This is a genomic window from Candidatus Aquiluna sp. UB-MaderosW2red, assembly GCF_900100865.1.
Lineage (GTDB): Bacteria > Actinomycetota > Actinomycetes > Actinomycetales > Microbacteriaceae > Aquiluna.
Genome location: NZ_LT627734.1, coordinates 361,630 through 387,699 on the forward strand (window position 1 = coordinate 361,630; position 26,070 = coordinate 387,699).

Below are 26,070 nucleotides of genomic sequence, written 5' to 3' on the forward strand. Positions count from 1 at the left end.
TATGCCAGTGGGGATTATGAAGTATCCCAAAAAAACCTCATTCAATGTCTTCAAGGGCTACTGCCCGACAAGCCGCGGATGCATTTGCAGATTGCTACTTGGATCCTGAAAGCTAGGAATAGGCCGAAAGGTTCAGAATCCTTCCGGATGCCTAGGGTTGATATCTCGTGAGGGGAAAAACGAACCTTCACACTCGCCTAGCAAATCTAGATTAGATCAATCCTGATAGCTCTGCTTCTGTGAGAAAACGACCCTGCAGCTTGCTGCTTGTAAATGCGGGGCCATTTTTACACCGACGATTAGCTAGTTGACCCCTTGTCCTGTCAGTTGATTCGCACCAAACACGCCACGGACATTGCCGAAAAAGGCTTACACGGTGCGCAGAGTAAATGGTCAAGACTAAACATGAACGGGTATCTCACTTTCGTCCACCTGTGCGCTTATCGTGCTGCCTGTTAGCGCTCCATAGGAGATCGTTTCAGAGGCGAATTTTTATCAGTCAAGAGATCTGGCAGGCAAAAATTTCCCATCCTGAAACCTGTCTTCGCAGCGAATTCAGAAAGGCTACACATAAATGAGACGATGAAGAGACCTCTTGCGAAATTGAGAGGCTTTTGTATTACCTACTGACGGCTTAAGTCTGTAATCCAATGATTCACCTGTGCTACTGCTTCACCTAGGGAAAGTGTTAGGCCAACTTCATCCGCGGCTCGATGGTATGAATACGCCCAGTGCTGATGCGCCACTACTTGGGGCGGCCAGTACCTTGGTGTGAGACCAAGGGCTAGGGAATCTTCCGCGCGCGCGTCGAAAACAGCCTTCGCGGCAAGCACTAATGCGATGCGTGCTGGGTGCCCAGTGGCAGCGACCAAGTCTCTAAGGAGGATTAGGTCTACTACGTCTCGGGGGCGGTCGTTGACGGCTTCAGGTGGATTGTGAGGGTCGCTGACTGCATGAAACTTCTGCGCTATTTGGTGACGCAGAGTGAGGCCGACAAGCCCATCCAAGTCCGGTAGGCCGAACCCACTGAGCGGCATCGACTCTATCGATTCCGATTCTTCGCCGATACCTGCCTCGTCATGGGAAATCTCAAACTGTACTCGTCTCCAAGTTGTCCCACGCAACTCGATGTAGACTTCGAAGCGTTTTGGCTTCAGCAACCGGGTCGGAACATTAATCACTTGAATCGCCCCTCGGCGGAGAGTGAACGGCCCCCAAGGTTCACGAAATACTTCATCTAAGACGCCTATGAAATCATCGATGTCACCACGAACGAGTCCATCAATGTCTTTCGTGGTGCGAGCTGGGACATCGAGGCGATGCTGAAGCAGATTGCCACCCTTTAATAGAAAAAGTTGGCGACCATCCTTGCCCAAGGCTCGTTGTACGGCCGCCACCGCAACCGACGAGGCAATCAACCATCCCAGGCGCCCGCCACCGGCTTCGTTCCCAAGTCGCGATTCAGCTTGGGTGATCCAGTTAGTCAGGATACTTGCCGAGGCAGGTTGCGATTCCTTCGCTTTTAGTTCCCGCAGCATTGCCGCAAGGCGAGAAGGAAATGGCTCAGCCATCTCGCTGCGCTAATCTTGTCGCAAGTTCTTCACGCTGTTCTTGTGTGATGCGGCCCTGCTGGAATCCACGCTCGAGCGCCTGTCGAATCAAATGAGTCGGGGTTCCGTAGTCGATGCACTGAGCGATAGCCGTGGCAGGCTTCACGGAAGGAACCCCCTCCCACCAACCAATCTGCTTCGTATCGAGGTTTTCGTAGTGAATAGCGTACGGGCTGCTGTCGGCGCGACGGAGTCGACGACCCTTTGCGATGGTGATGTGGTATTTGCTTGGGTTGATGTCACTGATCTCATATAGGTCCAAAGCCGTTTCATGGCTGAGCGCCGCTTCGGGCGCGCGCGTCCACAGGACCGCGAGCATGAGCCGATCCGCAGCGCTGTAAGGAAAGTTCGGTAATCGGTAAACACCGAAAGTGGCGCGATTGATTGTTCCGCGTTGAGCCAACATGGTTAGAGCGCCCTTGTTGATTCCGAGCTTGGCGGCCTGTTGAATCGTGACATATCCATGCTGGTTGGCCGCGAATTCCCAGAGCTTGTCGCGAGCTAGCATTTTAGTACCATGTCAAAAGAATAACACTTTCGTGGTCTTTTTGACATGGTAAGGTGATGTCAAAACGATAACGATAACGTTATTCTTTAGGCAAAAGCGAAAGGCTTGCAAAGCAGATGGGCAGGGGAAATAGGCCCATTTCTGGACAAGTTGGAAATCCTGGAGGAGCATATCGGTTCACGTGACGAATTTTTGAAGTCGCGAACAAATCTTGGACTGCAGATGAGACACGTACATGCTCACGGCGATGGTCGATTTGATGCCCTGGCAGTCACCCGCTTGTTAGAGCCCTTTGTTGGGGCGTTTCATGAGGGGCTGAGGATCCCCCTCGGCACGCAAACCCATGACCTTGGAGCTGAGTTTTTTATTTATTTCTATGCGGCGCTAGTCGTCACTCTATACAGGGATTTATTTTCAGTATTACGCCACGAGGCAACTCGTGAAGCAAGGTGTTTGAATCCGTTTATATTCCGTTCAATGGACGGAAACGGACGGAGTTGGGCGCGTCTGCAAAGGGTGGCTTGACTAATAAAATACCGGGGTACATTGCCACGGCCCCTACATATAGAGGTACTGCAACATAACTACGGATCAGAAGGTTGGGGGTTCGAGTCCCTTCAAGCGCACTGAGACCCAAGAAGACTTCACGACTTCTTGGGTTTCTTTATTTCAAGGGTCTCGGTCAGGTCCAACGGCGAAAAATCGTAATTCAGCCAACGGTCTTCATGAAGTTGCCTAACTCAGAACTGGCACCGCGACTCTAATTAGGACAACTAGATGATCCCTCAAGAAAAATCATCGGAACCCAAAGATGAGCCAATCGTTCTCTCATTCAATTGGACATCTTGGCCATTCGTTGAGGTTGGTGACGAACATTCTCTATCGTTGCGGGAGCAGCTTCACCCGGCACTTGTGTCAGACCTAGAGGCCTAGTGTGAATTTATGCTTCAAAACTACAACGAGGACGAGGGTTTCCTTAGCGCTAAAGCGGAGCAATTCTCTAATGCCCAGTATTTGGAACTCGCTGGCCGCCTTGAAGCGAGCAAGATTAGGTTCATCACCATCAACTGGTGGAGCTGAGAGCGGAGTTAATCGAAAAACTTGTAGAGGTTAATCACCCGGACTCTATTCAGCTACAACATCTCTTGAAGTCAAGAATTCAGTCATGAAGGCGCCAATAAGTGCCTTGAAAATACAGCTTGCCTAGAATTCAAACCCGCTGGAAGTCCTTAGCAATGGTGTCCCTGTCGGTTGTTGGAAGCTGAGCCTGCGAGGCAAACGTCGACCAAGAGTCAATGGCGTCATTTATCTCATTGAGTATCACTAGCGCTCCTGGAACACTATGACGCTCAGCGAAAACCAATAGGTCTTTCCTGGTTAGTGCTTGATACTTTCCGTCAATGCCCATTAGATGCTGGAACGTCCAGGGCCCTTGGGGGTTGTAGGCGTGGGTCACATCGTAGGCTGGAGCTAGCGACCATTGCCCATTCGAATCCATCAAAAATCCGAAGTTTTTGGTGTGGTCATCACAATTTGCTGCCGCTACATTAAATGCCATTCTTCGAAATCCTTCAGCCGCAGACTCTTCACCGAGCCCGAGTGCAGAGATCGCGCTTTGATATTGGGCATAGTCGTGAACTCCAATGGCGTTGTAATCCAGAGCCGCTAGTCCACATAAGGACTGCAAGTGCAGCTTGGTAAACGCATCCGTGCGATCAAAGCGCCGAGTCATGAAATGTGCCCGGCCGTTCTCTTCCAAAAGGCGAGTTTCTGACATCTGCAACCCCGCAGCCTTTGCCATCAATGAGTACGCGTATTCAATGCGGCCATACTGCCCAGTTTCACCAAGTTGTTTGTCTACACCAACGCCGTCAAACTTCAGAAGCCATGACTCTAAGCCCGGTGTTGTTTTGTGGCCAGAGTAGAGATACCCATTTCCTGGGTCGATGTTCACAACAGCCTTGGCCCTAGCGCCTCCGGCGCTGGTCCCCACGGCAAGAATCTGATCGAGCGCGGCCTCTGATTCCACTTCTGTGCCAAGACTTCCCCCAATCACGTCACGAGCAATGCTTACTAGCTCACCTATGTTGAGCATTGAAGCATCTGGTTTATCGGGTCCGGCGTCTGGCAAGAATTCAAGAGCGCCCATGCTCCTAGGCCCGGCATAAGCCAAGCGGTCAAGAGCACTTACACCGCTGGCGCTGACCCCTCTTCGTGCCAACTCGGCTGTAACGATGCTGTTTCCGAAGCGATCGGGAAGTGCGTCAGCGATGGCCGAAGGCAGGCCGAAAAACGTCTCAGGTGCCAGCCCGGGAAAAGAATAGGTGCGTGAGCCTGTTGGCATGGTGAGTGGTGCGAACTCGATTCCTGTGCGAAGCCATTCGGGGGTGTATTCAAAAACAAAGGATCGTGAACGCAAGCTTTGCGCAAGCGCCCCCACGTAGTTCCCCCAAAGGAAGACTCTAATTAGTTTTGTGGATTCAAACTCCATCAATGCCCACTCTTGATTGTGTTCGTTTCCTTGGAGAGCGTTGGCGCTTGCCCGGTTGGCGGGACAGCTCTCTTGCCATGGCCAAGGGGCTTACATCTCCTCCTGATTCATCAAGCAGCTCTAACCAGTCGGTCCGTCCAAGGGCTACGAGAACCCTAATCAACACTGCCAAATTAGAAGCCCCACCATTCTCTAGCTTGCTTAGGGTGGCACGGCTTATCGAAGCTCGATCTGCCAGGCTTTGTTGGTCAATTTCGAGGGCGAGGCGTGCACTTCGAATCGATTCACCAACAAGCTCCTGCCACTCTGCAGTTGTGCGTGTAATGTTAGACATACTAGACATTATACTCTATAAATAAGATAATGTAAGTAATTCTAGACATTATGAAGGCTAGTTGTGAAGGCCTCGAATCTCCAAGGACACCTGCCGAAGTTATCAGTGATACCCCGTGCAGAAAGTTTTCACCACCGACACCCTACGCAGCCAGGTGAAAGACACACGCTAAGTCAACGACGGACGTTACTCCAGAGCAGGAAGGGGTAAGTCAGTCGATTATTGAATTAGAAAAAATGACATCATGGTGTTGCCTGCTCCCAATCGGCTTGAGCGAACAGCTTTGTCTTTAGTACTAGCAGGAACTCGGCGGACTGCAAGCCGAGACTCGCCCACAGGTCCGCGCAGGTCTGGGCCAGACTTGCATAACCAGATCTCCAAGTGCAGCCAACCTATCGTGCAGTTTTTCACTGAAACAGACTTGGATAGTTTTAGTCGAATGCTGAAATCCTGAGTCTAGCCTGTGAGTTTCTTGTGAATCAAAAATGTGCAGGTTTGCCCACTTACTCTTAGCAAATGAAAAACACACTGTCCTCTCTTGAGGCCCATCTGCACAACCGTCGAAGCAACGTAATTCTTGGTCTTTTTGGATTGGCTGGTGTCCACGTAATGGACTTGCCGGCCAAGTGGGAGGAAACCTTTTACATAGCCATCGCCTACATAGCGGTGATAGTTTTTTCCGCCGTAATCATCGAGCGATTGACAGTGAAGGGCTCCGCTATTGATTATCTTGGCGCTGCTGGGGCCTCGGCCGCGGTCCTTTTGGGTTATGTGGTGAATCGAACTACAGGGATGCCTGGCGCAATGGACGACATCGGCAATTGGTTTGAACCTTTAGGCCTATTATCACTGGCAGTCGAGATCTTTACTCTTTGGCACTCTCTGTTTGCTCTGCGAACAATTATGCAGATTAGGAAGTTGAAGGCTTTTGAAGCCATTTCATAGTCTGGAGTCACCGACCAAGTCTTGACTCAGTCTGATATTTAGCGACACCTGCGGTGCCCTAGGGCACCGCAGGTGTCTAACTTTAAGCCGAGGTTCGTGGCCAATGATTACGAGCAGGCTTCTGATTTAGCGCAGCTTTCCTCGCCAAGCACTGAAGGACTTCACTGAACCAGAGTGCGGCAGCTTTAGCCAGGGGTAGGGGTGAACCTCGGCCAGATTCTGGAACTTAGCGAAACTTGGCACGGGCGCATGGGTAACCGCAACCCGGTTCGTCTTGGCAAATTCCACCGGGTCGCCAAGGTAAACAGAGAGCTCTCGCCGATTAGCCAGGTCTTGAAGTGTCTCTAGGTAGAAATAGATGCGCTTAGAAGAAAGCTGTAACTTCTCAAGCGCCGGCTGATTGAAAACAAATGCCACGGTTAGCTCCGGGTTTGCCACCATCGCAGGATCCATGTCCCCTAAAGATTCAATGGTGAGTAGCACCACATCGGGCTTTTGGTTTCGAATTGGGCTTAGCGGCCCGGTTGTCAACTCGGGTGTTGGGTCAAAACTAAGTAGTGGATCTACCGGCAAAGACTCAAGTTGTGTTTCGGCTGGAAAATTCTCAATTGGGCAGGCCTTATTCAAGGGGCAGGTTCGGCAAAGACTCGGCGCTCGCTTTTGCACCTGCCAGCGGGCAAAGCCGTAGGGCTTTCCGGTGCCAGTGCCCACAGTCCATTGCCAACCCAAAAGATTGGCGGCACGCGAGCCGTCAATCAGCTCTTGATGCATGCGCTCTTGGCCGTGGAGCCAACCCTTGTTATTGCGCACGCTCCAGTGTGAAGCTAGCCACATTCTGGTTTGGTTCACGAGCCAACCGTCTTGGTTTAGTTCGTCCAAAACAAAGTCAATGCAGGCCATGCCCCTTGGCCAACCATCGCCGGGAGTATCCCAGTTCTGCTCGAACCTCAGGTTCTCAAATAACCTCGTCCCAATGCGTGCATATAAGTGTCTGGCGTATTCCTGCCATAACAGCTCGTCTCGAAACTTTTCTTTATCGTATTGCGGGGCTTTGGCGGCCAGCTCCCAGAGCTTTGGAAGCTGAATAATGTTGTGCCGAATATAAGGCGATAAAACCGTTGCTCCCCTATTTTGAATAGGTAACACCTCAGAGCGATTTTTGGCATAGCCCTTTAGGCTCAGGCTCTCGAGCGCCAAGTTCGCTGCAGTTTGACCACCGGGGATTGAACTTCTACCGCCACCCGAATGCAGCCCTTCAAACGCATCGCCGAGGAGCGACTCGGCATCGGTGTTGATATCAAATTGCTTCAATTGGGTAAGACCCCTTCGGTTTCAGTGTCATAAGTTTATGTAAACCCACCTTCGTCCTGTGGACTCGGACAAGCAGAGATTACTTTGCGCTCAATTGTTGACTACGGGCTGTTCTGTTTCTACAATGTAGAAACAACGAGCGGAGGGATTCAATGGCGAAGGCAGCAATTGGCAAGTGGGGCAATAGTGCAGCACTGCGCATTCCGGCCGGCGTCATGAAGGACGCCCGCTTCAGCGCGAACCAGCAGGTAAACATAAGCGTGTCAAAAGGGAGCATCATAATTGAGCCGGCACCAGACGTGAATTTTGACCTGGAAGACCTGATTGCTGGCATCACCCCTGAGAACTCGCATTCCGAGGTCAGCTTCGGGGCGCCAGTGGGCAAAGAGACCCTCTAATGGCACCGAGTAGCTACATTCCAGAGGCCGGAGATTTGGTCTGGTTGGAGTTTGATCCGCAAGCCGGCCATGAGCAGGCTGGCCACCGACCAGCCTTGGTAATTAGCCCTGCCGCCTACAACGCTAAATCGGGACTAATGCTTTGTTGCCCGGTGACCACAAAGATAAAGGGTTATCCATTCGAGGTGAGAACAGAGTTGGCTGGAACTTCAAGCGTCATAATCGCTGACCAAGTCAAGTCTCTTGATTTCAAGGCCCGAAACGCCAAAAAGAAGGGCGAGGTGTCGCGTGAGGTTCTAGCCCAGGTCCGACGCAAAATACTGTCCTTGGTATCAGGGCTCTAGTTCAACCTAGGCTCGGATGACTCCACTACCGTCTTCATAGAAACTAGGCAACTACTCCCCGTTCCCAATCCGCTTGAGCGAACAGTTTTGTCCTCAGTGCCCGCAGGAACTCGGCGGACTGCCAGCCGGGACTCGCCCATAAATCCGCGTAGGTCTGGGCGAGACTTGCATAACCAGACTTCCAAGTGCGTGCAGCTAGCGGGTCTTGTTTGAGAATGACGACCTCGTCTGATTCGGGAAAGTCCTTCTGAAGGACATTGTGAGTTGTGTAGAGGACCCTTTGGCCAAGATCTGCAACGGTGTTTTGGCCACCAAGGTGATGCACAGCAGCACTTGTGCCGCTTAGTGCATAGTTCACCGAAACTCCATCGAGGAAGTTTTGCGCTGCCGCTAGCGTTGTTGAAACCAATGTGTCTGCACTGAGATTGCGATGTGCGGCGAGAGCCTCTAGTAGTTTCTGTGGAGAAACGACGGTGTAACCACGAAGCGGATTTGCGCGCAAGGCTCCGATCTCAACTAGCCGACCAAGTGCCTGGTGGGTAGTTGATGGTGCAACCGATGCAGCATAGGCAATCTCGCCTATGCTGCTCCAGTCTCGCTTGCCACCCAACGCTGCATCAGCTAGCGTGCGCCAGACTACGTCTAGGTTTTTCACCGTTTCATTATCGCAGTTTTTATGTAAACATGGAAGCACATTTCCGCATTTATATGGAAGTATTCCTATTTCTCTTAAATATAAAACAGGCAATCTGGGCTTCTCTGGCGAGAACGTTTCTGGCCAATGGCCAGAGAGCTCTCAACGCCAATGCCTAATGAGGCTTAGATCTCGGGTTCCGGGCAGCCGGAAGTCGTTCCCTCTGAATCAGCATCTGGTCAACGAAATTGCATCGACTAAGACCTTCTAATGCTCCTTGCATATTCGTCGAGGATGTTCAGGATCTCGCTTTGTTGCCACACCCTGTTACGCCTAAGGCCAGTTGCCTCGGTGAGTATCCCGGCATCGGTGAGTTGGGCTAAAGCTCGAGCAGCGCTCATCGCATTCATGCCCAACCTCTCCTGCACATAAGTGGCGTTCACCACCGGTTGAGATATCAGATGCGGCAGTAGTTCCCAGCCTCCAGCTTGGCTGCGCAAGTTGCCAAGTCTTTCTCGTGCCGAAGCTTGCTCTGCCGAAAGATCGTCCACCAGCTTTTTACCAGTGACCGCGGCATAGTGTGATGCCGCAGCGAACTCACGGATAATCTTGGCGGCATCACCGTCCCGATAGGCGCCGAGTGCTTCAAAATAAGATTTGGTATTGCGCAAAAGACCCACCTTGAAAGTGTTGTTGAGATCGGTTCTTAGTAACACTTTCTCAGTAAGTGTTACTAAGGCCCTTACTCAATAACAGTTAGCCTGACTTCCTAAACGAAGCAATGAATGATTTGGCTCAACTCGAGTGCGGCAGTTTGATCGCCGGGGACAGGGCTTCTGCCACCTGAAGCGTGCAGCTCCACAAACACATCGGCCCGGAGAGATTGGGCATCGGTGTCATAAGTGCAGGCAAACCTGCCCTTGTTTTTTGGACTCGAGCAATCGGTCAAGCACTTATTGTTGGAGTCATGGATTCACTAAATCGACACGAAGACTACGGTCAAGAAGCACTAGATGAGACCCAACTACTCGCCGACCCAATTGCCCAGTTCAAGCTCTGGCTAAAGGATGCCGAGGCCCAAAAGATTTATGAACCAAACGCATTTGTGCTGGGCACGGTCACAAAGGAGAACACACCAAGCGCCAGAACCGTTTTACTCAAGGGTGTTGATGAACACGGTTTCTTCTTTTTCACAAATTTTGGTTCACGTAAAGGCAGGGCAATCGCTACTAACCCTGCGGTGAGCGCGGTGTTTGGTTGGTACTCGATGTATCGACAGGTTCTAATCGAGGGCGTTGCTAAAACTGTGCCAGGCATTGATTCCGATGAGTATTTTCATTCTCGGCCGCAAGAGTCGCAAGTTGCCGCTTGGTCAAGCCAGCAGTCTCAACCCATTGCAAACCGTGACGCTTTGGATGCTCAGTTTGAAACGGCTCTCGAAAGATTTAAAGACGCCCAGGTGCCAAGACCCGATTACTGGGGCGGTTATCGAATTGTGCCAACCAGAATCGAGTTCTGGAAAGGCCGCTCCAACCGCATGCACGATCGCATCGCCTTTACCCGCATAATCGATGAAGCCGGCCTAATTGGGCCTTGGAAGATCGAACGCTTGCAGCCCTAGTAAATTCATTTTTGGCTAATCGGTCTGGAACTGCTGGTTCACCAGTTTTGAGTAAAGGCCTTTGGCCTTTAGTAATTCGGTGTGGGTGCCTTGCTCCACCACCTCACCACCACTAATGACAAAAATCACATCGGCGTTGATCACTGTCGAAAGCCGGTGCGCAATCGCGATGGTGGTTCGGTTCCGCGACAAAGTATCTAGGGCCTCTTGCACGATGCGCTCACTCTGGGTGTCCATCGAGCTAGTGGCTTCATCGAGTATCAAAATCGGTGGGTCTTTTAGTAGAACCCTTGCAATCGCGATTCTTTGCTTCTCTCCACCAGATAGCCGATAACCACGCTCACCAACCATGGTGTCGTAACCTTCGGGGAAGCTCGCAATAGTCTCGTGAATGTTCGCGGCTTTAGCCGCGGTAATAATTTCTTGATCCGTTGCCTCGGGTTTGGCATAGGCCAAGTTCTCTTTGATGGTGGCGTGAAAAAGGTAAGTCTCCTGGTTCACAATCCCCACCTGATCAATCAGGTCGCCTTGGGCAATATTGCGCACATCAACCCCTGCAAAAAGCACCTGACCCTCGCTGGCCTCATAGAGCCTTGGAATCAAATAGCTAATGGTTGTTTTGCCCGAACCCGATGGCCCCACAAGGGCCGCGTATTGACCTTTTTCTACCTTTATGTTCAAGTTCCTTAGGGTCGCCACCTCGCTCTCAGAGCCCGGGTAGCTGAAGGTGACATTGCGAAGCTCTACTGACCCCAAATCCTCGGCTTTTAGTTTCTCGGGGTTTTCCGCATCAATGATTGCCGGATTCAAATCCATGTACTCAAAAATACGAGCGAATAAAGCCTCGCTGGTTTGCAGATCTAAAACCACTCGCATCAGGCCCATCAAGGGAAAAAGCAACCTGGCCTGCACCGTGGTGAACGCCACCACGGTGCCAATTGAAACCACGCTGCCATCGGTGATCAACCAGCCGGCAAATAAATAGATGATTGCGGGAATCGCAGAAAAGAAAATCTGCACCATAGCGAAAAACCACTGGCCACTCATTGTTTGGCTAACCTGCAGCCGAATCTGAACCTTGTTTTCGGCGGCATATCGATCGACTTCGATCTGCTGGCGACCAAAGCTCTTTGCCAAAAGGATGCCGCTAACCCCGAGTGCTTCTTGAGTAATGGCGGTCATCTCACTCAAAGACTCTTGAGTCTTCCCGGCAATCTTGGCCCTGACCTGACCGACTCGGCGCTGCGCCAAGATCATCAGTGGCATTACCACCACGGCAACCACGGTCAGTTGCCAGCTCAATAGCAGCATCGCGATGAAGGCGGCAATCACCGTTACGGTGTTGCCCAGCACGCTAGAAACGGTATTGCTCAACACATTGGCAACACCACCGACATCATTTTGCAAACGCGACTGAATGGTGCCGGTCTTGGTCTTGGTGAAAAACGCCAACTCCATTGCTTGCAGGTGGGCAAAAAGCCGCTCCCTGAGCTGCCCCATGACCTCGTTGCCAACCTTGGCTGTTAGGTAGGTTTGCCAAACCCCAATAGCGGCTGCACCGATAAATATTGCCACCATCAAACTCACTAGCTCAATCAAGAGCGGCATGTTTGGCGGTCCAATTGGTGGAAATAAACCTTCATTAAAGGTGCGCTCAATCAGTAGCGGCGGAATTACGGTGAGGGCGGCACCAATCAGCACCAAAATGACCGTGCCAATTAGGGCACCCCGGTGGTTTTCAAATAAAGCGGCAATGCGCTTTAGCAGATTCTCAACTTTTGGTGCCGCAGCGTTTTCTGCTTTTCTCTTATCGGAATCAACCATGTAGCTACCCGATCCACCACGCGTTCTCATCCGTTAAGGATACTTGAGTGCTTGCAAGAGGTATTGCCTGCAAGCCGCTTGATCAATCTCCTCAAAACGCTGCTAATCGGGACCGACTCGGCCGACTAGCGGGTAGCTCTAAAGACCCACATTACCTTTTGGAGCAAAGTAAACGCTCGCGGCTTTAATGATTTTCTAGCCAGATCAAAGAGAGAGTTTGGCTCAATATTCTTAGATTAAGAGGCGAATAACGCCGAAATTTCACCTAAACCTTCGGGTATCCGAACATGTTAGAAGTCCGCTAAAACGGGGTGCTTATTATTATTTTTGATTACAAATTCGCACCATTTTTTAGGGTTTGATTGGGGCCGGGGCCATGATCCACGTGAACGCCATTAGGACGTTCCACCCCAGCACGCCTAGATTAAATCGCACCCAAAAGGGCCTCACGGTAATCAAAGATCTAGTGAAGCGCCTGCCTCCCCTAAACGCGAACATCTCACTCACCATCGCAGCCACTCTGATCTTCACTTTAGTAACCCCAATCCTGGGGCTTGCACCCAGGGCGGAGGCGGCAACAGTAATAGCCACTGGAACCAATCCGAGTGTTTGCAATCAAGTAATTGGCACGGCTGGGGCCGCCTCTGCGGTTCGAGTTGGAGACGATTGCGTAGTCACATTCACCGCAAGCACGACATGGACTGTTCCTGCAGGAGTGACTATGGCTGATGTTCTGCTGGTTGGCGGAGGAGGAGCGGGCGGCCGAGGAGACTCGGGAGCCTATGAAGCAGGCGGAGGAGGAGCCGGTGGTTTCATATACAAGACTAATTTTTCAATTTCAAGCCCTCAAACAATAACTGTTGGAAAGGGAGGTGTTTCTGCGGCCTCTCTAGTCGCCGCCACACCATCTATCGCTTTTGGCGAGAAGGCTTTTGGCGGAGGCTCGGGGGCATTTGGCGGCAATGGGGTTGGGTCTGAAAGTGTAAGGGACGGGGCTTCAGGTGGTGGAGGCGTTTATAACACAGTTGCAGTTGGAACCGGCAGTCAGGGGTTTAACGGAGGCCCCTTCGGAAATTCGAACGGTCAGAATCGCGCTGGTGGAGGAGGTGGATCTGCAGGAGTGGGAACGTCAGGGGCAGCCTCTTCCGATGCTGGAAAGGGTGGGCCAGGGACCCAGAACAGTATTACCGGATCGGCAGTTTGGTACGCAGCTGGTGGTGGTGGTGGACTGGCTGAATCTGATAACGGTAACGGTGGTCAAGAGGGGGGTGGTTCAGGTGCTTTGGAGTCTGGGGGAAAGGGCAAAAGTGGAGAAAATGCAACAACCTACGGTTCGGGCGGGGGAGGCGCGTGGGCTGATAACAGCAGTTTCTTCGGTGGTAAAGGATCCGATGGAGTAGTAATTGTCAGATACTTAGCCCGGGCTTCTATTACCTACGCGGCAGGAACCGGCGGATCGGGTTCAGCACCCACAGCACCAACGACCGCTGCAATCGGTTCAACTTTCACTACCCCGGCGAATACCTTCACTCGCAGCGGCTATAGCTTCGCCGGCTGGAAAATTGAATCAGCAACCATTGGAACCGGAGTCGCTTATCCCTCGACTGGAAACGTAACGGGCAATGTGGTGCTGACGGCCACTTGGAATGCAAACACTTACAACGTCATATTTGATTCAAATGGCGGCACTGCAGTTTCGAACTTGACTTTCACAACTGGCGGTTCGGTTTCATCGGCACCAACCCCGCCGAGCAGAATCGGTTTCACATTCGATGGTTGGTCGGCATCCAATGTCGGAGTTGCAGTTAGTTTCCCTTACAGCCCCGGTGTGTCAGCTGACGTGACGCTCTATGCGAGGTGGACCCAAGGTGTTGTGAGTTCAATATCTCCACCAAAAAACATAGCTATTGCCGCCAGTAATGGGTCCCTGACCGTTACCTGGGATGCCCCTGAGGTTCTCGAGGGAAAAACAGTGACCTCTTATCGCGTTGAGTATTCGACAACCGGCGCGGGAACCTGGAGTGTGGCGAGCGACAGTGTTGCTTCATCCGACACAAGTTTCCAAATCACAGGCCTTACCGGGGGTCAGGCTTACTTTGTTCGAGTGGCCGCTGGCCACTCCGGCGGAACAGGCGCCTATGGTTACCCTTGGACCAAAATTTATGATGTCGACAGCCCAACTCGTTCGAGCGGGAACATTGTTTACAAATCGGGTTTTGGCTTAACTGGCGGAGCGGCAAGCGCCAATTCGAGTTCGAACTTCACTCGCGTGAGGTATCGGATGGAAGCGGGTATTGGCGGAGTAACAAACTACGCCGACACTGATTTCAGCCGTATTTTAGGAAACCCCACTCGAACCGCCCCCGCTTCCGCTGAGTCTTTCACTGTCGCTAATCTGCAGGTTCCCACAACTAATAGCCGGTTCGTCATTCAGGGGGACATATCAGACCTCACGATTGTTTCGAATGCCTCTGGCGTCGTCAATGGCCATGCCCTAGATGGTCGGCTCGAGCTTTTTCCTATGGATTATGTGCCGTCGCCTGCCACGACCTATCCCAGTCCGAGGCAAGCTAACAAATATGACAACAACGACACTGCCGCCTCTAACGGAGATTACGGCTCGTTCCAGCTGCACAGTGAAGCGGCTACGAGGCAAACCGTGTTTGCTTGGAACCGGCACTCTAAAAATCCTGAAATTGGATTTGGAAACAACCCTGGAGAACACTCGGATTGGACTTTTAGCGATACCTCTGCTTCTCCTAGGAGCAACTTCGATCTACAGATTTTCATAAATGTTCCGACCACAGTGCTCTCAGGAGTTGTGGTGACTTTTGGCGCTGGTAATTTTGGTACCGGGGTAAATCAGACGGCTACCAAGACCAGTAACGTCAATTTGCTTCTTCCGAACTCGGCTACCGCAAATGGTTATTTCTCAAGGACTGGTTATGCCGTCACAGGCTGGAACACGAATGCTGATGGAACTTCGGGCACGGGATTTGCTCTAGGGGCTAGCTACACAACCAATGCCGCCTTGACCCTCTTTCCGGTTTGGACCGCCAACATCTTCACGGTCGCCTATAACTACAACAGTGCCGATGGCGGCGCTGGCACTGCGACCAGCTCCTTCACTTTCGGCGGGCCGGTCATTACATTACCCACTCCCACCCGCACCGGTTTTACTTTTGGTGGTTGGTACTCAGAAGTTGAGCTTAGCAACTCGGTTGGAGCCGGCGGAGCCGGCTATTCTCCCGCAGCTTCAATAACGCTCTTCGCGAAATGGACCGCAAATAGCCACGTGGTGACTTTTGATTCAAAGGGAGGCAGTGCTGTATCTCCGTCTAGCTTCGTAACCGGCGGCAGCATCTCGGCCCCGACTGCGCCCACCAAAACCGGCTACGCATTCACGGGCTGGGCGGCTGCCGTTGGCGGAGCAGCACTGGCTTTTCCCTATGCTCCAGGGACCATCGACGCCGTAACCCTTTATGCCAAATGGTCAGGAGCCACCTTCACGGTTATTTATAACTACTCAGGCGCTGAAGCTGGCAATACAACTATCACCGAGAACTACACAACCCTTCTTACACCGATCACCCTTCCGACCCCGACCAGGATCGGATACACCTTTGCGGGTTGGTTTACCAACTCTGCTCTAACCAGCTCAGCAGGTGCGGGGGGCGCGAGCTACACGCCAAGTTTGAACCTCACTGTATTTGCCAAGTGGACTGCAATTAATTATTCGATTATCTATAACTCGACAAACACCTCGGGCGGCATAACCGCCAATGCTTCTGGTGGCAGCGTGCCTATTGACTTGCTGAACTACAACATCGGCGGCACTGCAATAGTGAAAGCAAATAGTGGGTCACTGATTCGCTTGGGCTATGTATTCGTGGGCTGGGTAGTAAATGCGGATGGCACTGGCACGGCTCTGAATTCTGGAGAATCGATCCTGGTGGGCACAGCCAGCATTAATCTTTACCCCCAGTGGAGCGCGCTTAGCTACACGATCAGCTACAACCTAAATGGTGGTTCTGGCTCTTTGGTTGGGGCCCCGACAAGCTGGCAGACTCCCGCAGCGAACGTGACACTGCCAACCTCGGGTTTCACAAAGACGGGCTTTAATTTTGCCGGCTGGTCTGAGACTCAAAATGGCTCTGCGGTAAACAATGACTATCGCCCAAACTTTGCCAACGCCACCCTTTATGCGGTTTGGACCCTAAAGGTAATTAGCTACAGCTTTGATCAGGGGACCGCTGCGGGGCTAACAATAACCGGCTGGCCTACTAACGGCAACAACACCTTTGGATCAACAATAACCCTGCCCAATTTGGCTGGCACAACGGTCACCATTTCTAGCCAGAGCTACTTGTTCTTTGGCTGGAAAAAAGACACCACAACAACATTTAATTCCGCAGATGCCTATACCCTTGGTGCAACAGATGTCACCTTCACCGCCCAGTGGGTGCGGCTATTCGATGTGAGATACGGCTTTGCGGGCGGTACTAAATCTTCCAATGACACCGAGACCGATGGTGATGATAGAGACAGGGCTTGCATCGCTAGCCCTGCGTCTTTGTGTATCTATGGGCAATTAATCAACTTGCGTGATACTCCCACCAGAGTCGGCTACACATTTGACGGCTGGAAGATTCAGGCTACGAGTGACCTCAAGGCAGGTATGGCCCAGCACACGGTCATCGAAACTGGCTACTTGTTCTATGCACAATGGACGCCGATCTCATACTCCATGAGCTTTAACTCAGCCGGTGGTAGTAATAACTTTGCCAACCAAACTAAGAACATTGGCCAGGTTCTGGCCCTGCCAAACCCGGATGGAAAAACCGGCTACGGTTTTGCGGGTTGGTCCAATGACTCAGGGGCCACGATCTATGCAATCAGCTCGGGCTTCGTGGTGGGCTCTGTGTCAGAGGCTTTTGTAGCTCAGTGGACGCCAAATACCTCCTTGGTTAGCTATGAGTGGCAAGGCGGAGCATCTTCCACACCAAAGATTTCGGACAGCTATACCTACGATCCGATTGCAATGACCCTGCCTAGCGCCTCTGACCATCGCTTCACAAAAGACGGCTTTACTTTTGCGGGCTGGGCAACCTCTTCTGGCGGTACGGCAGTAACTGACTTTAGGCCCGCCCAAAACACCGTTTTGTTTGCGGTTTGGACACCGACCAACTTCACTCTAAATTTCGATGCAAAAGGTGGAGCGATTGCCACGGTCAATGGAGTGACCCAATTACAGGCACCAAATAACTCAATGCCAATCCTGCTGCCAACCGCCACTCGCTCAAACTTCACATTCAATGGTTGGTATGACCAAGCAATCGGTGGGGTAAAACTGGGGGATGCGGGAGACAACTTCACACCAACTGCTTCAAGAACCCTGCATGCGCGCTGGGTGCAGAATTCCCTATTCGGTGTTGATGAAGCGACCCTAGAAGCTGCTAGCACTTTTACCGCTAGCAATTCCACCAGCACTGACAGCACGCTGAATCACACGCCTTCTGGCACTTCTGCAAGAGTGCAGATTCCAACCGGTGCTCTTCCCCCCGGCACGGTCATAACCGTCCGCTACTTCAAAGACACCGATCGCCAATCAAACTTGATCCCCGGCAACAACAACTACTTCTTCTCAATCTTGGTTTCCTGGATCTATGGTTCTGGTGACTCAGCGACAGTGCCTAACACCGCGGCCGGCAAATCAATCGCAGTGACTCTCACAAACCCAAGCATTAAAGCCGGCGCAACTATTTATCAGATTATTGGTACAAACGTTACAAACCTAGGTGTTGCCCAAGTCGATGGCAGCGTGGTTGTGAATCTCACCGAAGACCCAGAGATTGTTGTGGCATCAACCAACCCAAGTTCCCCAACCACGGTTACTGCTGTGACCGGTGACACCACCGCCACAGTCAGCTGGACCCAAGGTTCAAACGGTGGTGCCGAGGTCACCAGCTACACGGTTACTGCCTCACCTGGTGGCGCTAGCTGCACCACCGCCACAACCAGCTGCACCATAACCGGGCTAAATAACAACAACGCCTACACATTCACCGTCACCGCAACCAATTCGGTTGGAACATCAAGTTCTTCAGGCTCATCTTCATCGGTGACTCCAACTCCAACAAGGTATGCGGTGACCTTTAACTCAACTGGCGGAAGCGCGGTTGCAGCGGGCAGCTTCATAGCGGCTGGAAGCTTTAGTGCCCCTAGTAACCCAACTCGCTCTGGCTTCACATTTGATGGCTGGAGCTCGATTCTAAACAGCTCAGCGACTAAGGTCACTTTCCCGCACACGCCCTCTGTCACGGCACCAATAACCCTTTATGCACTTTGGTTTGCAGTGAGCTCAGGTGGTCAACCAGGTTCAGGATCCGCCAACACCTCGCCAACACCGACCCCGACCCCAACACCGACCCCAACACCAACACCAACACCGGGAACAACCCAGCCACCCAAACAGGTTCCTTCAATGACCCCAACCGTGAATCCGGTATTACCTGTGAGCCCGGTTGATAGCCCTGCTGGGTCTATTTCAGGCTCTACCGACAAGGTTAGAATTGTCGCCGACGCACCAAGAGAAAAACTGGTTGCCTCTGCAGGGAGCTGGAAGCTAGAAATCAAAGCGGACATTTCAAGCGGTCAATCGAAACCGATTGCAACCAACCTAAGTCTCGATTTTCAACTCGGCTCCATGGCTGACCTATCAGGCACTGGCCTGAGGCCAAAAGCCAAGGTTTCGGTCTGGGTTTTCTCTGAGCCAATTTTTGTTGGCGAGGTTGAGACTTTGGCCGATGGCGCCTTCGCCACCCAGATGCTTTTGCCAGCCAGCCTCTTACCCGGCAAGCACACCATGCAGCTGATAACTACCGATGCCAACGGCAAGCAAATCACGCTGAATATTCCAATCACCGTGACCGGCAAGGTAACGGTTGGCACATTCAAGGGTTACGTGGCTCTTTATACCCAAGACCTCATGGGCCAGAAACTCTCTGCGAGAGTTGATGGCAAGTGGTTGGTGCAGGACCCAATTACTAAGTACAAGAGCTTTGATTACTCAAGAAAGGTCAGGTTCACAGGAGCCGGCTACAAGATCTTTGTTGACCTTTATCTAAACTCAAACTTTTTGAGAAGAGATGTTATTACAACTAGGTAGGTTGCCTTAGATTTTGGCGCCAATTGGTTCAGTCTCGCCCCAATACCCTGCTGAAAATTGCCATGTTGAGATAGCTCAAATCCCACTAAAAGCGGCAACGTGAAATTAAGTTCAGGTTCAATTCAGATTCTTTATCTTGAGCGACGCCCAATGGAGATTTTGGGTGGGCGCGTCAACAATTTTTGACAAGTTGTAACTTGGGGCGTCGCCAGAAGGTAGAAAAAAATTATGAACATTTACCAATGTCAGTGCCGTCTCAATAGCCCGGGGAGCTAAATGAACAACAAAACTAAACTCACGGTCGGTGCCTCAGTTATTGCCGCTCTCTTGGGAACCAAGGCGATTGTGTCGGTAAGTATCGGTAATGGGGCTGATGATTCGGCTTGTATAAAAAAATCCCACTACAGCGGCACCCGAGCCTGAAGAAAAGACAACGAACGACAGCGTTTGCAGAAGGGCCCAATCATTGCATCTGCCCTATGTGTCCTGGGGATGGAGTATTTATACTGAGAGCAACAACCTCCAAGTGATTCATGATCTTCGAGTGCTCTTCAGTAACAAGCTTTAGCGCACTACATTGGCTAGAGTCATGGGTGTCAGCGCTGATTGGTTAGATGTAAATGGCGGGCTATGTTTTTGGTGATATTGGATCCTTAGTAACGTTTATAAGGTTGTTCGGGGATAACTAAGGGGAATCATGAAGAAGCTAATTGCTGGGCTCGTGTCAGTTGCTGTTTTGACATTTGGTCTTGTGCCCGCCCAAGGCGCTACCAAATACGTTGCCAAGCAGAAGACGCTCTCAAGCTTTAGTGCCAGTGCTACCGGTCTAACGCCGCTTCAGAGATCCCAGGTGGAGCAAGCGGTGGAGGCCAATGCCTATGCCGAGAAGTTTATCTGCACCGGTGTTCGTTACTACGAGCAGGCTATGAGCGTGAACATTACCGTTCGGAAGCGTGCTAAGGCAGCTTGTGACTACGCCAAAGAACTAAACCCGGAACTGTCGACTTGGTACCAAACGAAGTCGACAGCTGCCCGGAGTTATTCCGGCAGGGTGTTACTAACTATCAGAACCGATGATGAACTAGCCAATTTGGTACCTTCGCATAATGCTGAGACCGGGTCTATTGACCAAGACCAGCCCCAAAACTGGGGAAGCCTGGCTCTTCCGCTTGAAGCCTGTCAGCTAAGAGAAACCAAGAACTTTCTTGGCGGTCAGTCAAAGGGGTTTCCTGTAGAGCGCTCGAACCGGGCGGTTGGCAATGTGAAAATAGCCATCATCCCGGTCGATTTTTCCAATGCACTGGGTGAGGGTAGCCCAGCCGAATTATTCAAAGAGGACATTCGGCTGATTGGCGAGTGGGCCAAGCACTTTAGCCGCGGCAAGCTCACCTACGAGATCGAGTTCAATGCCAAGTCTTGGATTAGAGCCCCGAAGGAGGCCCAGTGGTATACCTGCGCTCAGTGCGGCGGCGCCCCCAAAGAATTGCAACCTAAAAACACCGGCGTGCAGCAAATGATTGCCGCCGCCGATATGGCCTATGACTTTGAAGGAGTTGAAATCATCTACTTCATATTCCCCGCCGACGCCGACAGGAAGTTTGGAACAACCGCTTACGGCTTCAACCAAAACTTCTCTTCTCAAGATGGTCCAATAACAGCATCTATTTATGGGGACTTGGGATGGCGAGCTGGGAACCGGCCGGCTAACGCGACCGTTTGGGATCATGCCATCCACGAGATACTTCATTTTCAAGGCTTTGTTGGTCACGGCCCATCAAACGGGAGCGGCCATTACATAACCTCAAATCAGTGGGGCCCTTCTAAGGCCGTCACCTCCTGGGAGGCTTTTTTGAATGGTTGGTTTGATGAGGAAGAAATTCTTTGTCTTGATAAAAAATCTTTAGAGCAAGAGCTATTTATCACTATGGATTCGATAGACACATTTGGTGACGGCAAAGAGTCAGTGATGGTTCGGCTAAACGCTGAAGAGCTGATAGTTATTGAGCGCAGAGAGCCGGGCCCATTCACCAAGATTTGTAGCAACTGCAATGCATCGCTAGAGACCGGCTTCACCGCATATCGGGTGAACGTGAATGGCCCGCATTATCGAGACGATAGAGACCCCAGCTCATATCAAAAGAACTTCTGGAGTTTCCTCGGTGACAATAAAAAACCGAAGATTGATGACTCTGTTGAATACCAAGGTGTCAGAATCACTCGCATCAGCGATAAGCAAATGAAGTTGAGCTTGGATTAGGGCGCACTACAACTTCTGATTGATTTCGCAATCCGATTGTCCATTCAATACCGCCTTCCAGTCGTCTTGAGACAATCGAGTCACAAGATGGCACGCGAATAACTACTGCCCAAAAACAAAGCAGCTGCGAGATTCGAAAATTGCTCCGCAGCCTCCTTAAAACTCGGCGGGGCCGACGCTATTGCCGGGAGTTGCAAGTTATAGGCAGCTTGGACATTAGGTGAATCTGCGAAATCTTTGGCCAGAGAATTTAGAGCTCGGAATCCGATGGCCGGTTCGGTAAACACCCTGTGTCGACTGGAAAGTTCGTCAATGGAAAAGTCGAATATTTCCTGCATTAAGTCTCGGTCTTTGGAGAGTTCCCTAACTCTCCAAATGTCGTACACGTGCCGAATTATTTTGGGGTTGCGTTCGATTTGATCTAATCGAGATAAAAAAGCTACCACCTTTTGCGCCAGGGTCTCTTCAAGTGCAACGACCTCTATAACTTGTGTTTCGCTCACCACCCCAGCAAAGGTGTAGGCCAAAGATTGAACCTGCAGGGGCGTGGTGGGAGCCAAAGCGACTTGGGCGAAGAACTCTAATTTGATGGAGCTCTCAATTTGGAAGTCTGATTTAAATCGAGATTGATAGGGGATGGTGAGCTGACTGTATCCCCCATCATATTTGGCCTGGGCCGTAACACCAAAAAAATAGTTTGCTTTCAAAAGCTCTTGAAACTCAGCGCGAATTTGCCTCATGACTGACCTTCTTTTGCTATGGGACAATCCAGTTGGAGTGATAACTTTTAGGTCAACATCCTCTGATAACCGGTCCATCAGGCCACGCGCTTTGACCAAGCTGGTTCCGCCGCCAAAGGCGAGCTGGAATGGAGAGGCATTCAAGGTTGCCACCAACTCAAGCACCTTTGAGATCACTAGGTCCTTTTCCAGAATATCTTCTCGAAAAGGGGAGCGGTTGTCGCTTACGACATCTGAAACTAAGGCAGCTTGAGCATCAGAAATTAGAAACATATTCTATTTTGATCTGACCCACTGACATTTTGCGAGACACTCGCTTGTCGGTTTTCACGATTAGATGCATTGGAATTTGATCTGTTTCACCCGCCTCCCAGGCCTTGATTAATGGGTGCAGTTCGAAGCCGACACCAAGTTTTCTCAGGGCTTCTCGGGATAGTGACCAGAGGGTAGCCCTGGGTACAAAGCTCCCCGAGGAAGTTTTTCGGGTTTTTGCATAAACCCCTCTACCAATTCGATAAAGCGATCCTGCTTGAACCATGAGAGCAAGGGCGACATCTACCCTCGCGCTTGAGCCAAATCTCAACAGATCTTGGCGCAATACAACATCGGAATGCTGTCTGGCTACAGAGCGTTTAATTTGTTGCTGAATCGTGTTCATAGTTACAATCTTCCATTTAAATGAAAAACTAAACAAGACCTAAATAACTCTATGTTTAGCAAGTTTTGGTTGCAATTTGCCATTGTTTTGTGGCTAGAAGAGTCCGCGTCAGACATTGCTCTGCTCGGCGAATTTGGGAATGCGACCCTTATTTGCCTTGGCGTTTCTAGCGGCCAAGGAGCGCTTGCTAAAGCCTGCGCGGGAAGAACTCGACATCCTCGCAAACCGGTGGGGTCCGGGCCTAGCTTCTTAGGCGCCCAGCGAGATCTAGTCTTTGGAGTTTTCTGGTTTGCCCTTGGTCTTCTTTTCGGCCTCGGCTGCCTGCACCGTCTCCACCTCGTCTTCGACGATTGCGTCAGCCTGAGCTAAGTTGTCGGGCGGCGCCAACTTATCATCGTCAATGATCGCGTCTAATGTGCGCTGCGAAATACCGTCCCCGGTTTTCACTGCCTTTTTGCGCAGGCGCTCAAGCGCTGCACGAAGTGGTTTTGAGGGCTCGCGAAGCGATGGCTCTTCCACCTCGAGACCATAAAAATCACCGATGTGGTCGACAAATTGGGCACGTTGCGCCCTGTCATAGGCGCGACGTTCCCGACTGAAGGCCGTTACCGTGGCCGCACAAATCATCAGCATGACGATGCTGAATGGCAGGGCGGAAAGAATCGCCGCGGTCTGCAGCGTTTGCAGCCCACCGGTGATTAGTAGCGCAATCGCCAAGAACGATGCCAGCAGAGCAAAGAAGATACGCAGGGCCTTGGGCGGTTCTGTCGAGCCACCGGTTGCAATCATTGACATAACCAGCGCTCCCGAATCCGCGGAGGTGACAAAGAAGATACCAATCAGCAGGATCACACCGAACGTGAGAGCGGTCCCCGCCGGGAGCCCACCAATTAGATCAAATAGGGCCGAGTCGGCATCTACCGATCCGTCGGCACCGATCAAACCGCCCTGGCCGTAAAGCTCGCGGTAGATGGCGTTTCCGCCGAGCACACTGAACCACAAAAAGGTGAGCACGGTGGGAACAAGCATCACTCCGCCGACAAACTCACGCACGGTGCGGCCCTTGGAAACTCGAGCAATAAAGACACCAACAAACGGTGCCCAAGACATCCACCAGCCCCAGTAAAAAGTGGTCCAGCTCGCTTGCCACTGCTCGCCTGCTACTCCCGCATAGGCGCTCACGGTGAAACTGAGCCCAAGAAAGTTCTGTAGGTAGTTGCCCATCGATTGCACAAACTCGCGGAACAAAAACGCTGTCGGGCCAACAATCAACAGAAACACCAACAGCACCGCGGCGAGAAGCAGGTTGGTTGTCGAGAGCCATTTCATACCGCGGCCAATGCCTGAAACCAGAGACAGGATGGTGAACCCAACTACTACGAATATGACCACAATTTGAGTGGTTAGGTTTGCTTCGGCAACACCGGCTTGTTCAAGTCCGGCCGAAATTTGGAGCACACCCAAACCAAGCGAGGTGGCAACCCCAAAAACGGTGCCCACAAGTGCGATGACATCAATTAGGTTGCCCCAGCCGCCACGAATGCGCTTGCCAAGAAGCGGCTCAAGCGTCCAGCGGATAGAGATAGGTCTACCACGACGATGGATTGCGTAAGCCAGCGCGAGACCAACAACCACATAGATGGCCCAAGCGTGCACGCCCCAGTGCAAAAAGGTTTGGCTCATCGCTTTTTGGGCTAGCTCAATCTCAGTGCCGGTGACACCCGGGCGAGGGTTTGCAAAGTGGCTGAGCGGTTCGGCGACACCGTAGAACACCAGCCCGATGCCCATGCCTGCGGCGAAGAGGAAGGAGATCCAAGAGATCATTGAGAACTCGGGTTTGTCATCGTCCTTCCCGAGCTTGATGTCACCAAAGCGGCTAAACCCCAACCACAGCGCAAACGCTACAAAGAATGCAGTGATGAGCACGTAATACCAGCTGAAGGAGCTTATGACGTTCGATTGCAAAGTGGTGAACACGGTATTAGCAATTTTCGGAGCGATTATCGAGAAAGCTGTGATTGCAATTACCAGACCGGCAGCCGGCCAAAACACCCAGGGTGCCAGCACAGCAGTTGCCTTTGGTTGCGCCTTTGGCGCAGATTCGGGGGTAGATCCTGTGCTCACTTTGATCTCCAGTCGCTTGGGTCTGAGAGTCGTATCTAAGCTGTTCTAGCTTCAAGCATAGTTTTCCCAGTCAGCTCAGTGCCATTCGAGCAGCTGAGGCGATGCTCATGCTCGTTTCGACGTCGCATTTGATGAGCAGTGGGAACAGGAACTTTAGGCGTCGAGCCTCAAGCTGATATTGGCCGAAACAGAATGTGTGGATAACTCAATGTTTAGCTCCTAGCTATTGCGAAGATCGATTTGATCTACCTATACTTTTGAACAGCGAAGGCAATAGCCCGAGTTAGTAATCCCAGTGGCTCTCCGGACGGTGAACTGCTGGGATTTATGCTTTAAGGCAAATGCTTGATTCTTAGGTCAAGCGATCGGAGTGCAAGCCTCCACCTACCACCTCGTGCAAAAGCCCAGGCAAAGGCGTCGGGCAAAGCGAGCAATTGCTCTTGATAAGGCTCCAGGTGGTGGAAGATCACTTGAGTCTTATTTTGTCGACTACGCAACTGCCTACCAAGAGTCAGACGGTCTGCCGCCAAGAAGTTTTCATCTAGATCAAAGATCACTTTGTACTGCTCGGATGGGCTCAATTCTGAGACCGTGGCCATCACGCAAAGCTGCCTGGCTGCACCTTCACTGCCCCTATTTAGCCCCTTCACTACATAGCAAGTGGTTATTGAAGGAATCGTTAAAAGGCTTTTCAAAATATTCATGCGTCGAGAATCGCTCTCCTTGGCGAAGTGAATGCTCCTTTGCCCCTTCAGTCTCAGTTGGTTCAGGGTCATCCGCGCAGCCGGAGCCAAGGCCAGGTCTATTTCCACGGCACAAAGTATGTAATCTTTGCGCTTACTTTCATCAACCAATATCAATCTCAAAATAACTAAACCCGCCTGTTTTCCGCAGGGCCTCTATGCGCAGCAGAAACAAGAACTTTAGGCCTTGAGACTCAAGCTGGCTTTGCTGAAAACGGAATCTGTGGATAACTCAATAAGTAGGCGCTAGCTATTGCGAATATCTAATTCAGCTACCTACACTTTCAAGTAGCAGAGGCAATAGCCCGAGTTAGTAATCCCAGGATCCTTCCGGACGGTCGTGTTCTGGGATTTATGTTT

20 protein-coding genes are annotated in these 26,070 nt (G+C 51.5%); 8 read left to right on the top strand and 12 right to left on the bottom strand.

Translation table 11 applies throughout. The features are described 5' to 3' along the window. Positions 1 to 623: 623 nt before the first annotated feature. Both BLP47_RS01940 and BLP47_RS01945 read right to left on the bottom strand, forming a co-directional pair. The gene (locus BLP47_RS01940) at positions 624 to 1,571 is read right to left on the bottom strand and encodes a nucleotidyl transferase AbiEii/AbiGii toxin family protein (protein ID WP_157671367.1); all 948 of its coding nucleotides are present in this window, start codon (positions 1,569 to 1,571) and stop codon (positions 624 to 626) included. Continuing rightward, positions 1,564 to 2,118, bottom strand: a complete 555-nt coding sequence (locus tag BLP47_RS01945; RefSeq protein WP_091849848.1) for a type IV toxin-antitoxin system AbiEi family antitoxin domain-containing protein — start codon at positions 2,116 to 2,118, stop codon at positions 1,564 to 1,566. Before BLP47_RS01945 ends, BLP47_RS01940 begins: the two co-directional genes overlap by 8 nt. A 942-nt stretch (positions 2,119 to 3,060) precedes the next feature. Between BLP47_RS01945 and BLP47_RS08415 the strand changes: the two genes are divergently transcribed. Further along, positions 3,061 to 3,198 carry a hypothetical protein gene (locus BLP47_RS08415; protein WP_157671370.1) on the top strand — a complete coding sequence of 46 codons (138 nt, stop codon included), beginning with the start codon at positions 3,061 to 3,063 and terminating at the stop codon, positions 3,196 to 3,198. Between the two features lie 130 nt (positions 3,199 to 3,328). Here the strand turns inward: BLP47_RS08415 and BLP47_RS01955 are convergent, their stop codons facing one another. Both BLP47_RS01955 and BLP47_RS01960 read right to left on the bottom strand, forming a co-directional pair. Then, positions 3,329 to 4,609: a type II toxin-antitoxin system HipA family toxin gene (locus tag BLP47_RS01955; RefSeq protein WP_091849852.1), complete on the bottom strand. Its 1,281-nt coding sequence runs from the start codon at positions 4,607 to 4,609 to the stop codon at positions 3,329 to 3,331. After that, positions 4,599 to 4,943: a helix-turn-helix domain-containing protein gene (locus tag BLP47_RS01960; RefSeq protein ID WP_157671373.1), complete on the bottom strand. Its 345-nt coding sequence runs from the start codon at positions 4,941 to 4,943 to the stop codon at positions 4,599 to 4,601. Before BLP47_RS01960 ends, BLP47_RS01955 begins: the two co-directional genes overlap by 11 nt. A 516-nt stretch (positions 4,944 to 5,459) precedes the next feature. On the opposite strand from BLP47_RS01960, the gene BLP47_RS01965 reads away from it, so the two are divergent. Further along, positions 5,460 to 5,888 (top strand): hypothetical protein, encoded by a 429-nt coding sequence (locus BLP47_RS01965; RefSeq protein ID WP_091849856.1) that lies wholly within the window; start codon positions 5,460 to 5,462, stop codon positions 5,886 to 5,888. A gap of 126 nt (positions 5,889 to 6,014) precedes the next feature. Here the strand turns inward: BLP47_RS01965 and BLP47_RS01970 are convergent, their stop codons facing one another. After that, on the bottom strand, positions 6,015 to 7,199 hold the full coding sequence (locus tag BLP47_RS01970) for an FAD-binding domain-containing protein (protein WP_091849858.1): 1,185 nt from the start codon (positions 7,197 to 7,199) through the stop codon (positions 6,015 to 6,017). A gap of 152 nt (positions 7,200 to 7,351) precedes the next feature. Here BLP47_RS01970 and BLP47_RS01975 point away from each other — a divergent pair, with 152 nt between their 5' ends. Together BLP47_RS01975 and mazF are read left to right on the top strand one after the other, a co-directional pair. After that, a complete protein-coding gene (locus tag BLP47_RS01975; protein WP_091849860.1) occupies positions 7,352 to 7,597 on the top strand; it encodes an AbrB/MazE/SpoVT family DNA-binding domain-containing protein in 246 nt (81 codons plus the stop codon). Next, the gene (gene mazF, locus BLP47_RS01980) at positions 7,597 to 7,941 is read left to right on the top strand and encodes an endoribonuclease MazF (RefSeq protein ID WP_091849862.1); all 345 of its coding nucleotides are present in this window, start codon (positions 7,597 to 7,599) and stop codon (positions 7,939 to 7,941) included. Before BLP47_RS01975 ends, mazF begins: the two co-directional genes overlap by 1 nt. A 43-nt stretch (positions 7,942 to 7,984) precedes the next feature. Here mazF and BLP47_RS01985 read toward each other — a convergent pair whose 3' ends face one another. Together BLP47_RS01985 and BLP47_RS01990 are read right to left on the bottom strand one after the other, a co-directional pair. Continuing rightward, positions 7,985 to 8,596 (bottom strand): hypothetical protein, encoded by a 612-nt coding sequence (locus BLP47_RS01985; protein ID WP_091849864.1) that lies wholly within the window; start codon positions 8,594 to 8,596, stop codon positions 7,985 to 7,987. A 236-nt stretch (positions 8,597 to 8,832) separates the two neighbouring features. After that, positions 8,833 to 9,246, bottom strand: coding sequence for a hypothetical protein (locus tag BLP47_RS01990; protein ID WP_157671376.1), 414 nt, complete (start codon positions 9,244 to 9,246; stop codon positions 8,833 to 8,835). Positions 9,247 to 9,425: 179 nt separating this feature from the next. Here BLP47_RS01990 and pdxH point away from each other — a divergent pair, with 179 nt between their 5' ends. After that, positions 9,426 to 10,196, top strand: a complete 771-nt coding sequence (pdxH, locus tag BLP47_RS01995) for a pyridoxamine 5'-phosphate oxidase (protein ID WP_249883378.1) — start codon at positions 9,426 to 9,428, stop codon at positions 10,194 to 10,196. A 15-nt stretch (positions 10,197 to 10,211) separates the two neighbouring features. Here pdxH and BLP47_RS02000 read toward each other — a convergent pair whose 3' ends face one another. Further along, complete coding sequence (locus BLP47_RS02000) at positions 10,212 to 12,050, bottom strand: ABC transporter ATP-binding protein (protein WP_091849868.1); 1,839 nt, start codon at positions 12,048 to 12,050, stop codon at positions 10,212 to 10,214. 328 nt (positions 12,051 to 12,378) lie between these two features. On the opposite strand from BLP47_RS02000, the gene BLP47_RS02005 reads away from it, so the two are divergent. The 3 genes from BLP47_RS02005 (at position 12,379) to BLP47_RS02010 (ending at position 21,445) form a co-directional block, all read left to right on the top strand. After that, positions 12,379 to 19,188, top strand: coding sequence for an InlB B-repeat-containing protein (locus BLP47_RS02005; RefSeq protein ID WP_091849870.1), 6,810 nt, complete (start codon positions 12,379 to 12,381; stop codon positions 19,186 to 19,188). A gap of 276 nt (positions 19,189 to 19,464) precedes the next feature. Further along, positions 19,465 to 19,611 carry a hypothetical protein gene (locus tag BLP47_RS08420; protein WP_157671378.1) on the top strand — a complete coding sequence of 49 codons (147 nt, stop codon included), beginning with the start codon at positions 19,465 to 19,467 and terminating at the stop codon, positions 19,609 to 19,611. Between the two features lie 274 nt (positions 19,612 to 19,885). Continuing rightward, positions 19,886 to 21,445 (top strand): hypothetical protein, encoded by a 1,560-nt coding sequence (locus tag BLP47_RS02010; RefSeq protein WP_091849872.1) that lies wholly within the window; start codon positions 19,886 to 19,888, stop codon positions 21,443 to 21,445. 80 nt (positions 21,446 to 21,525) lie between these two features. On the opposite strand, the gene BLP47_RS02015 is transcribed toward BLP47_RS02010, so the two are convergent. The 4 genes from BLP47_RS02015 to BLP47_RS02030 all read right to left on the bottom strand — a co-directional run bounded on the left by BLP47_RS02015 (position 21,526) and on the right by BLP47_RS02030 (position 25,779). Beyond that, positions 21,526 to 22,458 carry a nucleotidyl transferase AbiEii/AbiGii toxin family protein gene (locus BLP47_RS02015; RefSeq protein WP_091849874.1) on the bottom strand — a complete coding sequence of 311 codons (933 nt, stop codon included), beginning with the start codon at positions 22,456 to 22,458 and terminating at the stop codon, positions 21,526 to 21,528. Next, a complete protein-coding gene (locus BLP47_RS02020) occupies positions 22,442 to 22,843 on the bottom strand; it encodes a type IV toxin-antitoxin system AbiEi family antitoxin domain-containing protein (protein WP_091849876.1) in 402 nt (133 codons plus the stop codon). The genes BLP47_RS02015 and BLP47_RS02020 overlap by 17 nt, the downstream gene beginning before the upstream one ends. 267 nt (positions 22,844 to 23,110) lie before the next feature. Continuing rightward, a complete protein-coding gene (locus BLP47_RS02025) occupies positions 23,111 to 24,967 on the bottom strand; it encodes a BCCT family transporter (RefSeq protein WP_249883380.1) in 1,857 nt (618 codons plus the stop codon). Between the two features lie 332 nt (positions 24,968 to 25,299). Further along, complete coding sequence (locus BLP47_RS02030; protein WP_157671380.1) at positions 25,300 to 25,779, bottom strand: hypothetical protein; 480 nt, start codon at positions 25,777 to 25,779, stop codon at positions 25,300 to 25,302. Positions 25,780 to 26,070: the final 291 nt, after the last annotated feature.